General features: G+C 76.3%; 9 protein-coding genes and 1 riboswitch. Of the genes, 5 read left to right on the forward strand and 4 right to left on the reverse strand.

Features of this window, described 5'->3' with window-relative positions; translation table 11 throughout:
- Positions 1–4: 4 nt before the first annotated feature.
- Positions 5–3,616, reverse strand: coding sequence for a cobaltochelatase subunit CobN (gene cobN / locus B085_RS0113475; protein ID WP_018559089.1), 3,612 nt, complete (start codon positions 3,614–3,616; stop codon positions 5–7).
- A 52-nt stretch (positions 3,617–3,668) separates the two neighbouring features.
- Positions 3,669–3,753, reverse strand: a riboswitch (cobalamin riboswitch).
- A gap of 127 nt (positions 3,754–3,880) precedes the next feature.
- Here cobN and cobG point away from each other — a divergent pair.
- Genes cobG through B085_RS0113490 form a run of 3 tightly spaced genes read left to right on the forward strand, consistent with a single transcriptional unit; the run spans position 3,881 to position 7,343 of the window.
- The gene (gene cobG / locus B085_RS42260) at positions 3,881–5,221 is read left to right on the forward strand and encodes a precorrin-3B synthase (RefSeq protein WP_051102048.1); all 1,341 of its coding nucleotides are present in this window, start codon (positions 3,881–3,883) and stop codon (positions 5,219–5,221) included.
- Positions 5,218–5,850, forward strand: a complete 633-nt coding sequence (locus B085_RS0113485) for a precorrin-8X methylmutase (protein ID WP_018559091.1) — start codon at positions 5,218–5,220, stop codon at positions 5,848–5,850. Before cobG ends, B085_RS0113485 begins: the two co-directional genes overlap by 4 nt.
- A complete protein-coding gene (locus B085_RS0113490; protein WP_018559092.1) occupies positions 5,847–7,343 on the forward strand; it encodes a precorrin-2 C(20)-methyltransferase in 1,497 nt (498 codons plus the stop codon). Before B085_RS0113485 ends, B085_RS0113490 begins: the two co-directional genes overlap by 4 nt.
- Before the next feature lie 16 nt (positions 7,344–7,359).
- Here B085_RS0113490 and B085_RS0113495 read toward each other — a convergent pair whose 3' ends face one another.
- Positions 7,360–8,118, reverse strand: a complete 759-nt coding sequence (locus B085_RS0113495) for a cobalt-precorrin-6A reductase (protein WP_018559093.1) — start codon at positions 8,116–8,118, stop codon at positions 7,360–7,362.
- Positions 8,119–8,139: 21 nt separating this feature from the next.
- Between B085_RS0113495 and B085_RS0113500 the strand changes: the two genes are divergently transcribed.
- A complete protein-coding gene (locus tag B085_RS0113500) occupies positions 8,140–9,240 on the forward strand; it encodes a cobalt-precorrin-5B (C(1))-methyltransferase (protein ID WP_018559094.1) in 1,101 nt (366 codons plus the stop codon).
- Between the two features lie 344 nt (positions 9,241–9,584).
- Here the strand turns inward: B085_RS0113500 and cobM are convergent, their stop codons facing one another.
- Together cobM and B085_RS0113510 are read right to left on the reverse strand one after the other, a co-directional pair.
- The gene (gene cobM, locus B085_RS0113505) at positions 9,585–10,355 is read right to left on the reverse strand and encodes a precorrin-4 C(11)-methyltransferase (RefSeq protein WP_018559095.1); all 771 of its coding nucleotides are present in this window, start codon (positions 10,353–10,355) and stop codon (positions 9,585–9,587) included.
- Positions 10,352–11,590 carry a bifunctional cobalt-precorrin-7 (C(5))-methyltransferase/cobalt-precorrin-6B (C(15))-methyltransferase gene (locus B085_RS0113510; RefSeq protein WP_018559096.1) on the reverse strand — a complete coding sequence of 413 codons (1,239 nt, stop codon included), beginning with the start codon at positions 11,588–11,590 and terminating at the stop codon, positions 10,352–10,354. Before B085_RS0113510 ends, cobM begins: the two co-directional genes overlap by 4 nt.
- Before the next feature lie 100 nt (positions 11,591–11,690).
- Here B085_RS0113510 and B085_RS42265 point away from each other — a divergent pair, with 100 nt between their 5' ends.
- Positions 11,691–12,179 carry a pyridoxal-phosphate dependent enzyme gene (locus B085_RS42265; RefSeq protein WP_078619883.1) on the forward strand — a complete coding sequence of 163 codons (489 nt, stop codon included), beginning with the start codon at positions 11,691–11,693 and terminating at the stop codon, positions 12,177–12,179.
- The last annotated feature ends 24 nt before the right edge of the window (positions 12,180–12,203 follow it).

Genomic DNA, 12,203 nt, shown 5'->3' on the forward strand with positions numbered 1-12,203 from the left:
CGGCCTACTCCCCGCCCTCCAGGTCGCCCTCGGTCTCCAGGAAGGCCTGGCGGAGCTGCTCGACGACCTCGGGGTCCGGCTCGGCCCACATGCCGCGCGACTCCGCCTCCAGCAGCCGCTCCGCCATACCGTGCAGGGCCCAGGGGTTGGCCTCCTGGAGGAAGGCGCGGTTCTCCGGGTCCAGGACGTAGGTGCGGGCCAGCTTGTCGTACATCCAGTCGGCCACGACGCCGGTCGTGGCGTCGTAGCCGAAGAGGTAGTCGACGGTGGCGGCCAGTTCGAAGGCGCCCTTGTAGCCGTGCCGCCGCATCGCCGCGATCCAGCGGGGGTTGACGACCCGGGCCCGGAAGACCCGGGAGGTCTCCTCCGCAAGGGAGCGGGTGCGCACCGTCTCCGGCCGGGTGGAGTCGCCGATGTACGCCTCGGGGGAACGGCCGGTCAGCGCGCGGACGGTGGCGACCATGCCGCCGTGGTACTGGTAGTAGTCGTCGGAGTCGGCGATGTCGTGCTCGCGGGTGTCGGTGTTCTTCGCGGCCACCGCGATCCGCCGGTAGGCGGTCTCCATCTCCTCGCGGGCCGGGCGCCCGTCGAGGCCCCGCCCGTAGGCGTAGCCGCCCCAGACGGTGTAGACCTCGGCGAGGTCGGCGTCGCTGCGCCAGTCCCGGCTGTCGATCAGCTGCAGCAGGCCCGCCCCGTACGTCCCCGGCCGGGAGCCGAAGATGCGGGTCGTGGCCCGCCGCTCGTCGCCGTGGGCGGCGAGGTCGGCGCGCGTGTGGGCGCGCACGAAGTTGGCCTCGTCCGGCTCCTCGAGACCGGCGACCAGCCGCACGGCGTCGTCCAGCAGGCCCACGACGTGCGGGAACGCGTCCCGGAAGAAGCCGCTGATGCGCAGGGTGACATCGACGCGCGGACGGCCCAGCTCCCGCGCCGGGACAGCCTCGACCCCGGTGACGCGGCGGGACGCGTCGTCCCACACCGGCCGCACGCCCAGCAGCGCCAGCGCCTCGGCGACGTCGTCGCCCGCGGTGCGCATCGCGCTGGTGCCCCACAGCGACAGGCCCACCGACCGCGGCCAGGTGCCGTCGTTGTCCTCGCGGTAGCGGGCCAGCAGAGAGTCGGCGAGGGCCTGGCCGGTCTCCCAGGCGAGCCTGCTCGGCACGGCCTTGGGGTCGACGGAGTAGAAGTTGCGGCCGGTCGGCAGCACGTTGACCAGGCCTCGCAGCGGCGAGCCGGAAGGGCCCGCGGGCACGAAGCCGCCGTTCAGCGCGTGCACGAGGGCCTCGGCCTCGTCCGTCGTACGGGCCAGGCGCGGCACGACCTGCCGGGCGGCGAAGTCCAGGACGCGGGCGACGTCCTCGGGCAGGCCCCCCGCGACCCGGGCGACGGACTCCGGCGCCCAGCCCGCGTCCTCCATGGCCTGCACCAGGGCACGGGCCTGCTCCTCGGCGGCGTCGGCGGTCAGCCGTGTCGCCTTCGACTCGTCCAGGCCGAGGGCCTCCCGCAAGCCCGGCAGCGCGGCCGTACCGCCCCAGATCTGCCGGGCGCGCAGGATCGCGAGCACCAGGTTGACCCGCTCGGCACCGGTCGGGGCCTGGCCCAGCACATGCAGACCGTCGCGGATCTGGGCGTCCTTGATCTCGCAGAGCCAGCCGTCGACGTGCAGCAGGAAGTCGTCGAACTCCGCGTCGTGCGGCCGGTCCTCCAGGCCCAGGTCGTGGTCGAGCTTGGCGGCCTGGATCAGCGTCCAGATCTGGGCGCGGACGGCGGGCAGCTTGGCCGGGTCCATGGAGGCGATCGCGGCGTGCTCGTCGAGCAGTTGCTCCAGGCGCGCGATGTCGCCGTAGGAGTCGGCGCGGGCCATCGGCGGCACGAGGTGGTCGACGAGGGTGGCGTGGGCACGGCGCTTGGCCTGCGTGCCCTCGCCGGGGTCGTTGACGAGGAACGGGTAGATCAGCGGCAGGTCGCCGAGGGCGGCGTCGGGACCGCAGGCGGCGGACAGGGCCGCGTTCTTGCCGGGCAGCCACTCCAGGTTGCCGTGCTTGCCCAGGTGGATCATCGCGTCCGCGCCGAAGCCTCCGTCGGCCTCGGCGGCGGCGATCCAGCGGTAGGCGGCGAGGTAGTGGTGGGAGGGCGGCAGGTCCGGGTCGTGGTAGATCGCGATCGGGTTCTCGCCGAAGCCGCGCGGAGGCTGGATGAGGATCAGCAGGTTGCCGCGGCGCAGTGCCGCCAGCACGATCTCGCCCTCGGGGTCGGCGCTGGTGTCGACGAACATCGCGCCGGGCGGCGGGCCCCAGTGCTCCGTCACCGCGTCGCGCAGCTCCCGCGGCAGCGCGGCGAACCAGCGGCGGTAGTCGGCGGCCGGGATGCGGACCGGGTTGGCGGCCAGCTGCTCCTCGGTCAGCCAGTCCTGGTCGTGGCCGCCCGCGTCGATCAGGGCCCGGATCAGCTCGTCGCCGTCACCGGAGACCAGGCCCGGGATCTCCTCCCCGGGCCCGAAGTCCCAGCCCTCGGCGCGCAGCCGGCGCAGCAGGGCGACCGCGCTGGCGGGGGTGTCGAGGCCCACCGCGTTGCCGATGCGGGAGTGCTTGGTCGGGTACGCGGACAGCACGAGCGCCAGACGGCGCTGCGCGACCGGGATGTGCCGCAGCCGTGCGTGGCGGACGGCGATGCCCGCGACACGGGCGGCGCGCTCGGCGTCGGGGGCGTAGACGGGCAGGCCGTCCTCGTCGATCTCCTTGAAGGAGAACGGGACGGTGATCAGCCGGCCGTCGAACTCGGGGACGGCGACCTGCGTCGCGGCGTCCATCGGGGAGAGCCCCTCGTCGCTGCCCTCCCACACCTCGCGGGAGGAGGTCAGGCAGAGCGCCTGCAGCACCGGCACGTCCAGCGAGGCGAGCGCGCCCGCGTCCCAGGCCTCCTCGTCGCCGCCCGCTGAGGCGTCGGCCGGGCGGGTGCCGCCGGCCGCCAGCACGGTGGTGACGACGGCGTCCACGCCCCGCAGGGCGTCGAGCAGTTCGGGTTCGGGCGCGCGCAGCGAGGCCACGTACAACGGCAGCGCCCGGGCGCCGGCCTGCTCGACCGCGGCGCAGAGGGCCTCCACGAAGGCGGTGTTGCCGCTCATGTGGTGGGCCCGGTAGTAGAGGACGGCGACCAGCGGGCCGTCGGCCACCGCGGCGGCGCGCTCCAGCCTGCCCCAGGACGGCGCGGAGGCGGGGGGCTCGAAGCCGTGGCCGGTGAGCAGCACCGTGTCGGACAGGAAGCGGGCCAGCTGCCCCAGGTTGGCCGGGCCGCCGTGCGCGAGGTACGCGTGGGCCTCGGCCGCGATCCCGACGGGGACGGTGGACAGCTCCATCAGCTGTGCGTCCGGGGCCTGTTCACCGGTGAGCACGACCACCGGCCGGGGTCCCGCGAGGAGGGCGTCCAGGCCCTCCTCCCAGGCGCGGCGCCCGCCGAGGAGCCGTACGACGACCAGTTCGGCGCCGTCGAGGAGGCCGGGCAGGTCCTCCTGCGGCAGCCGGGCGGGGTTGGCGAAGCGGAACGGGACGGGGCCGCCGGCGGCGTTCGCGGCGCGGGCGCTGAGCAGGTCGGTGTCGGAGGTCGACAGCAGCAGGATCACGTCGGACGTGCCTTCCTCGGGGTCCGCGCCCCGGGCCGGTGGAGGACGGCGGGAGTTCCTGGCTCCCAGGGCCCGGCGTTCGCGCGCCGGCCCCGGTGACAGTGGCGGGACCGCACCGGAATCGCACCGGTTTCCTCCGCTGATGCCGTCGATGGCGTGGGCGCGGCTGGGTGGCCTGCCCGCGCAGCATACTAAGCGCTGGGCCTGCCGGAAGGACCCCTCGGGCCACACGTCCCCGGAGTACCCGCAGGTATGCTCGCGGCCATGCCGTCGCCCTCCGATCCCCCCGTGAGCGGCGCCTTCGCCGCAGCGACGGCGGGGCGCGGACGCGACGACGCCTGCCCCGGAGCACTGCGGCTGCACGCCGCCGACGACGGCGCCCTGGCCCGGATCCGCGTCCCCGGCGGCCTGCTGACGCTAGGTCAGGCCGAGGCTGCGGCGACCGCCGCGGACCGCCTCGGCGACGGCCGCATCGACCTCACCTCCCGCGGGAACCTGCAGGTGCGCGGGCTCCGCGACCCCGGCGCGGGGACGGAGCTGGCGGCACTGCTCGGCGAGGCCGGACTGCTGCCCTCGTGGGCCCACGAACGGGCCCGCAACCTCGTCGCCTCCCCGCTCGCCGGACTCGACGGCCGGGGCCACGGCGACCTGCGGGTCCTGATACGGGACATGGACGCCCTGCTGTGCGCGAGCCCGGCCGCCGCCGGGCTCTCGGGGCGCTTCCTCTTCGCCCTCGACGACGGCCGCGGCGACACCGCCGCGCTCGGCGCCGATGTGACATCGATCGCGCGGCCCGGCGGAGCCACGGCCGAACTCCGCCTCGCCGGACGGCCCGTCGCGCTGGTACCGGCCGCCGACGCGCCGCGCTGGGCGGTGCGCGCCGCGGAGGCCTTCCTGACGCTCGCCGCCGAACGCGGCGCCCGTGCCTGGCGGATCGCCGACATCGACCCGGACGGCACCGCGATCGCCGCGCTGCTGCGTGCGGAAGGCGCCCCGCCCGCGGGGCCCCCGGACACCACCGCCGGCGGCCCGCCCCCGCTCGGCCTCGTTCCCCACCCCGACGGAACCACCTGCGCGCTGTCCGTGGGCGTACGCCTCGGCCGTCTCACCACCGGGGCCTGGCGGCTGCTCGCGCGGATCGCCGGAACCGGCGCCGGGGAGCTGCGGGTCACCCCCTGGCGCGGTGTCGTCCTGCCGGGCCTGCCGCGCGCCGCCGCGCGGGAGGCGCTGGACCGCCTGGCCGCGGCCGGCCTCCTGACCGGCGAGGAGTCCCCGTGGCGCGGCGTGACCGCCTGCGCGGGACGCCCGGGATGCGCCAAGTCGCTGGCGGACGTCCGCGCCGACGCCGGGGCCGCACTGCGCGACGCCGCCCCCGAGCCGGGGCACCGCCTGCTGCCCGCGCACTTCTCCGGCTGCGAACGCCGCTGCGGCCACCCGGACGGCTCGTGGGTCGACGTGCTCGCCGGCGCCGACGGCCGCTACCGCGTCGCCGTGGCCGGCGCCGCCTCCGACGCCACCGCCGCGGACCTGTCCGCGGCGGATCTGCCCGCCGCCCTGGACACCGCCCGCCGCACCAGCACCCCACCACCCCCGAGGACGACGTGATCGAGTACGAGAAGGACGGACCGGAGATCTACCGTCAGTCCTTTGCCATCATCCGCGCCGAGGCGGAACTCGACGGTCTGCCACCGGACGTGGCGCAGGTCGCCGTCCGCATGATCCACGCCTGCGGCATGACCGACCTCGTACGGGACCTGGCCTACAGCCCGTCGGTGGTCGCGGACGCGCGCGCCGCGCTGCGCGCCGGGGCGCCGATCCTCTGCGACGTGCAGATGGTCGCCAGCGGCGTCACCCGCAAACGGCTGCCCGCGGACAACGAGGTGGTCTGCACCCTCTCCGACCCCGCCGTCCCGGCCCTCGCCGCCGAACTCGGCACCACCCGCAGCGCCGCCGCCATGGAACTGTGGCGGGACCGCCTGGAAGGCGCCGTCGTCGCCGTCGGCAACGCCCCGACCTCCCTGTTCCGGCTGCTGGAGATGATCGAGGCGGGCGCACCGCGTCCCGCCGCGGTCATCGGCGTGCCCGTCGGCTTCGTCGGCGCCGCCGAGTCCAAGGACGCCCTGGCCGCGCACCCCTCCGGCCTGGAGCACCTGGTGGTGCGGGGCCGGCGCGGCGGCAGCGCCCTGGCGGCCGCCGCCCTCAACGCCCTTGCGACCGAAAGCGAAATTGTATGACCACCGGCCGTCTGTACGGAGTGGGTCTCGGCCCCGGCGACCCCTCCCTGATGACCGTGCGGGCCGTGGACGTCATCCGCTCCGCCGACGTCATCGCGTACCACTGCGCCCGGCACGGCCGCAGCATCGCCCGCTCCATCGCCGCGGCGCACATCCGCCCCGAGCAGATCGAGGAGCGGCTGATGTACCCGGTGACGACCGAGACCACCGACCACCCCGGCGGCTACCGGGGCGCGCTGGACGACTTCTACGCCGAGTCCGCGGAACTCCTCGCCGCGCACCTGGACGCCGGGCGCACCGTCGCCGTGCTCGCGGAGGGGGATCCGCTCTTCTACGGCTCGTACATGCACATGCACAAGCGGCTCGCCGACCGCTACCCCGCCGAGGTGATCCCCGGCGTCACCTCCGTCAGCGCCGCCGCCGCCCGCATCGGGCGGCCCCTGGTGGAGGGCGAGGAGGTGCTGACGATCCTGCCCGGCACCCTGCCGGAGGAGGAGCTCGCCGCGCGCCTCGCGACGGCGGACGCGGCGGCCGTGATGAAACTCGGCCGCACCTTCCCCGCCGTGCGCCGGGCCCTGGAGACGGCCGGACGGCTGGAGGACGCGTACTACGTCGAACGGGCCACGATGGACGCCGAGCGCCGGGAGATGCTGGCCGACGTCGACCCGGAGTCCGTGCCCTACTTCGCCGTCGCCGTGCTGCCCAGCCGCGTCGACGAGCGGCCCGCCGCGGAACCGTCCCCGGCGGACGGCGAGGTCGTGGTCGTCGGGCTCGGGCCGGCCGGGCCGATGTGGCTGACGCCGGAGGCGAGGTCCGCGCTCGCCGGAGCCGACGAACTCGTCGGCTACACCACCTACATGGACCGGGTGCCGGTCCGCCCCGGGCAGTTGCGGCACGCCTCCGACAACCGCGTCGAGGCCGAACGCGCCGAGTTCGCCCTCGACCTCGCCCGGCGCGGGCGGAGGGTCGCCGTGGTGTCCTCGGGCGACCCGGGTGTCTTCGCCATGGCCACGGCCGTCCTGGAGGCCGCCTCCGCCGAGCCCTACCTCGGCGTCCGGGTGCGGGTCGTGCCCGGCATCACCGCCGCCCAGTCGGCGGCGGCGCTCGCGGGCGCGCCCCTCGGCCACGACTACGCGGTCGTCTCGCTCTCCGACCGGCTCAAGCCCTGGACGGTCGTCGAGGAGCGGCTGCGCGCCGCCACGTCCGCCGACCTCGTGCTCGCCCTCTACAACCCGGCCTCCCGCAGCCGCCGGACGCAGTTGGAGAACGCGCTGAAGGTGCTGCGCGAGGGCCGTGTGCCGGGTACGCCCGTGGTCGTCGCGCGGGACGTAGGCGGCCCCGAGCAGGCCGTACGGGTCACGACGCTGGAGGACCTGGACCCGGCGACCGTCGACATGCGGTGCGTGCTGCTGGTCGGCTCCTCGCAGACGAGGACGGTACGGCGCGGCGACGGCACCACGGTGGTGTGGACGCCCCGGCGGTACCCGGCCTGACGCCGGGGCTCCTGGCTCAGGCCGTGCGCGCGCGGAGCCACTCCAGCGCGCCCGGCACGTCCGGGACGACGGGCACGCCCCCGGGGACGGGCGGGCGCTCCACGACGACCACGGGCAGGCCCAGTTCGCGGGCGGCCGCGAGCTTGGGCGCGGTGGCGGTGCCGCCGCTGTCCTTGGTGACCAGCACGTCCACGCGGTGCCGGCGCATCAGCTCCAGCTCCCCGCCCAGGGTGAACGGGCCCCGGTCCAGCAGCACCTCCATCAGCGGCGGGTGCGGCGGCTCCGGGGCATCCACCGAGCGCACCAGGAACCACAGGTCGGTGACTTCGGCGAACGCCCCCAGCCCCGTACGGCCCGTGGTGAGGAAGACCCGCCGCCCGAGCCCCGGCAGCACGCGCGCAGCCTCGGCCAGTGAGGCCACCGGGTGCCTGCGGTCCCCGGGACCGGCGACCCAGCCGGGGCGGCGCAGGGCGAGCAGGGGAACATGGGTGGCCGAGGCCGCCTCGGCGGCGTTGAAGGACATCGTCCCGGCGAAAGGATGGGTGGCGTCGATGACCACGTCGACCGCGTGCGCGCTCAGCCACGCCGCGAGCCCCGCCGGGCCGCCGAAACCGCCGGTGCGCACCTCCCCGGGCGGCAGCCGCGGCCGTTCCACCCGTCCCGCGAGCGAGCTGGTCACCCGCCACGCCGCCGGGTCGGCGGCCAGCGCCTCCGCGAGGCGGCGCCCCTCGGTGGTGCCGCCCAGGACGAGGACGTGCCGCTGTCTGCCGGTCATCCCCGCACCCTACGGTGCGCGGTGAGCGGCGGCCGGAGCGCCCAGCTGGAACGGACCGGGCTGCGGCACGGCTGGACCACCGGCGCCTGCGCGACGGCGGCCGCCACCGCCGCGTACACCGCCCTGCTGGGCGGCGAGTTCCCCGACCCGGTGACGATCACCCTGCCCAAGGGGCAGCGGCCCGCCTTCGCCCTCGCGGTGGAGGAGCGCGGCCCCGGCCGGGCCATGGCCGGCGTCGTGAAGGACGCCGGCGACGACCCCGACGTCACCCACGGCGCCCTGGTCCGGGCCACGGTGCGCCACGGCGCCCCGGGCAGCGGGGTCGTCTTCCGCGCCGGTCCGGGTGTCGGCACGGTCACCCGCCCCGGCCTCCCGCTGGCCGTCGGCGAACCCGCGGTGAACCCCGTCCCGCGCATGATGATGCGCGAGCACCTCGCGGAGGTGGCCGCCCGCCACGGCGCCGTCTGCGACGCCGAGATCACCGTCTCCATAGACGGCGGCGAGGAGTTGGCGCGCCGCACCTGGAACCCGCGGCTCGGCATCCTCGGCGGGCTGTCGGTGCTCGGCACCACCGGCATCGTGGTGCCGTACTCCTGCTCGGCCTGGATCGACAGCATCCGGCGCGGGGTGGACGTGGCACGCGCGGCCGGCCGCACGCACGTCGCGGGCTGCACGGGGTCGACCTCCGAGAAGGTGGCCGTCGCCGTTCACGGCCTGCCCGAGGACGCGCTGCTCGACATGGGGGACTTCGCGGGCGCCGTGCTGAAGTACCTGCGCCGCCACCCCGTGCCGCGGCTCACGATCGCGGGCGGTTTCGCCAAGCTCTCCAAACTGGCCGCGGGCCACCTCGACCTGCACTCCTCCCGCTCCCAGGTCGACAAGGCCTTCCTCGCCGACTTGGCCCGTCGCGGCGGCGCGGACGAGACCCTGGCCGAGGCCGTCGCCCACGCCAACACCGGCCTGCAGGCCGTGCAGTCGTGCCTCGCCCGCGGCGTCCCGCTCGGCGACCTCGTCGCCGAGGCCGCCCGCCGCACCGCCATGGGCGTCCTCCGCGAGGCGCCCGTCGCGGTCGACGTCCTCTGCGTCGACCGCGCCGGGACGATCGTCGGCCGCGCGGGCTGAGGCCCACCCGCGGGGCGGGGCGCGTCGCTGGGCTCCGATCTCCCGCCGACGGGTCGGCAGCATCCTGGAGTACCCGCAGACGCGGGTCACGGCGGGCGCGCCCACCACCCACGGACGGCGTGGCAGCGGCCGTCCGCACCCGCGGACGGCAACGAGACCCCAGGCGAACGGAAAGGCACCCCGCTCCGGCGCCTGAACGCCCGCCACGCGCCCAGCCGCACATCGCAGACAAGGCAGACCACCCTCCCGTCCGCGGCCGGCGCTGTGCGCCCCAAGGGCGCGAGCGGTGCGGAAGCCGACGTCAGCCGGTCCCACCACCCGGTGACCGACGGAAGCGACTGCCCCTACGAGGAGGCGCCGCACTCCGTCGCGTGGCGGTGGACCCGCTCGGCCGAGTACAGGTGGCTGTCGCGGAACTGCTCCGCGCCCAGCGTGCGGCCCACGATGATGACCGCCGTTCGGACCACACCGGCCGCCTTCACCTGGTCCGCGATGTCCGCGAGCGTCCCGCGCAGCACCAGCTCGCCGGGGCGCGAGGCCATCGCGACGACGGCCGCCGGGCAGTCCGCCCCGTAGTGCGGGGTGAGTTCGGCCACCACACGGTCGACGTAGCGGGCCGCCAGGTGCAGCACCATCAGCGCGCCGCTGCGGCCCAGGGTCGCCAGGTCCTCGCCCTCCGGCATGGGCGTGGCCTGCTGCGCGACCCGGGTGAGGATGACGGTCTGGCCGACGGTCGGCACCGTCAGCTCCCGCTTCAGGGCGGCCGCGGCCGCCGCGAACGCGGGGACGCCGGGGACGACCTCGTACGGGACTCCGGCCGCGTCGAGTCGGCGCATCTGCTCGGCGACGGCGCTGAACACGGAGGGGTCGCCCGAGTGCAGCCGGGCCACGTCGTGGCCCTCCTCGTGGGCGCGGACCAGCTCCTCGGTGATCCGGTCGAGCGTGAGCTGCGCCGTGTCCACCAGCCGCGCGTCCGGCGGGCACTCGGCGAGCAGTTCGCGGGGAACGAGGCTCCCCGCGTACAGGCACACCTTGCTGGCCGCCAGGATCCGCAGGCCGCGCAGGGTGATCAGGTCGGCGGCGCCGGGTCCGGCGCCGATGAAGTGGACGGTCATGGCTGCGCTCCCGCGGGTTTGACGGCGGACCACTGGGTGACGGGCATGGCCTGGCGCCAGCCCGTGAAGCCGCCGACCGGGGCGGCGTGCGCGACGGCGAGCCGGACGAGCTCGCCCCCGTACCGTGCGTACCAGCGGGCGAGCAGGGCCTCGGACTCCAGCGTGACGGTGTTGGCGACCAGCCGCCCGCCCGGGCGCAGGGCCGCCCAGCAGGCCTCCAGGAGGCCGGGCGCGGTGAGCCCGCCGCCGACGAAGACGGCGTCGGGGACGGGCAGTCCGTCCAGCGCCGCCGGGGCGGCCCCGGTCACCACCCGCAGCGCCGGGACGCCGAGCGCGACCGCGTTCCGCCCGATGCGCTCCGCGCGGACGGCGTCGCGCTCCACGGTGACCGCGTGGCAGGTGCGGTGCGCCCGCATCCACTCGACGGCGATCGAGCCCGAACCGCCGCCCACGTCCCACAGCAGCTCGCCGGGCGCGGGCGCGAGCGCGGCGAGGGTCGCGGCCCGTACGTGGCGCTTGGTGAGCTGCCCGTCGTGCTCGTACGCCGTGTCCGGAAGCCCGGGGACCAGGCCCAGCCGCGGTGCGGCGGGGTCCGCGGCGCACTCGACCGCGACGACGTTCAGCGGATCGCCGGGCGGGTGCGGCCAGTCGCCGGCGGTGCCGTCCACGATCCGTTCGCGGGCCGAGCCCAGCTGCTCCAGCACCCGCAACCGGCTCGCGCCGTAGCCCCGTTCGCGCAGCAGCCCGGCCACCGCGGCGGGGGTGTCCGCGTCCCGGCTCAGCACCAGCACCCGGCGCCCGTCGTGCAGCGCGCCCGCCAGCGCGGGCAGCGGCCGCCCGACCAGGCTCACCACATCGGTGTCCTCCACCGCCCAGCCGAGCCGCGCGCAGGCGTACGACACCGACGAGGAGTGCGGGAGCACCCGCAGCCGCTCCGCGCCCAGCACCTCGCCGAGCGTCCGACCGATGCCGTGGAACATGGGGTCGCCGCTGGCCAGCACCGCGATCCGGCGCCCCGCGTGGGCGGCGATCAGCCCCGGCACGGCCGGCCGCAGCGGCGACGGCCAGGCGACCCGCTCGGCGGTGACCTCGGGGGGCAGCAGTTCGAGCTGGCGCGGGCCGCCGACGACGACCGCGGCACCGGTGAGCGCCTCCCGCGACGCCGCGGTCAGTCCGGCCCAGCCGTCGGCGCCGATACCGACGACGGCCACGGGGGCGGACGCGTCGTCGTCCATCACGGTCACCTCGGGAGTCGGCGGGAACGGTCGGGCACAGAAGCCGCACTCTACGTGACGTGCCAGGTGAGCCCCGGGTCCGGGGCCACTACCCTCGGAACTGCTCTTCGGCGTCGCCAAGGGCTTCGCCGAACTCCACCGCCTCGGCCTGGCCTGCGCCGTCCCGCGCCTGTTCAGCTGCGAGCCCGCCGCGGGCGGCCCGCTCGCCGCCGCCATCCGCCGGGGCCTGCCCGCGGTCACCGTGCCGGTCGGCGCGACGGACGCGTATTCCATCGCCTGCCAGGTGGGGGGTTACCGCGGTGTCCGGGCGATACGCGACAGCGGCGGGGAGGCCCTGCTCGTCGCCGACCCCGAACTGGTCGCGGCCCGCAGCGAACTGGCCCGCGCGGGCCTGTGGACGGAGCTGTCCGCCGCGGCCGGGCTGGCCGGCCTGCGCCAGTACGGCGCGGACCGCTTCGACGGGCCCGTGGTGTGCGTGTCCACGTCCAGTGGCTTCAAGGACATCGCGGTGGGAACCCAGCGCGTGCCCCCGCCCGCCCCGGACCGGGACACCGTCCGCCGCCGTCTGGAGTCCGCCTCCGGGCCCTGAGTCGGGAGCGGGGCGGCCGGTCGC

Source organism: Streptomyces sp. BoleA5 (genome assembly GCF_000373665.1).
Classification (GTDB): Bacteria; Actinomycetota; Actinomycetes; order Streptomycetales; family Streptomycetaceae; genus Actinacidiphila.

Coding starts and splice junctions, on each gene's coding strand:
- B085_RS0113495 (WP_018559093.1), bottom strand. CDS start 8,118: ATGACCGGCAGACAGCGGCACGTCCTCGTCCTGGGCGGCACCACCGAG.
- B085_RS0113510 (WP_018559096.1), bottom strand. CDS start 11,590: ATGGACGACGACGCGTCCGCCCCCGTGGCCGTCGTCGGTATCGGCGCC.
- B085_RS0113490 (WP_018559092.1), top strand. CDS start 5,847: ATGACCACCGGCCGTCTGTACGGAGTGGGTCTCGGCCCCGGCGACCCC.
- cobG (WP_051102048.1), top strand. CDS start 3,881: ATGCCGTCGCCCTCCGATCCCCCCGTGAGCGGCGCCTTCGCCGCAGCG.
- cobM (WP_018559095.1), bottom strand. CDS start 10,355: ATGACCGTCCACTTCATCGGCGCCGGACCCGGCGCCGCCGACCTGATC.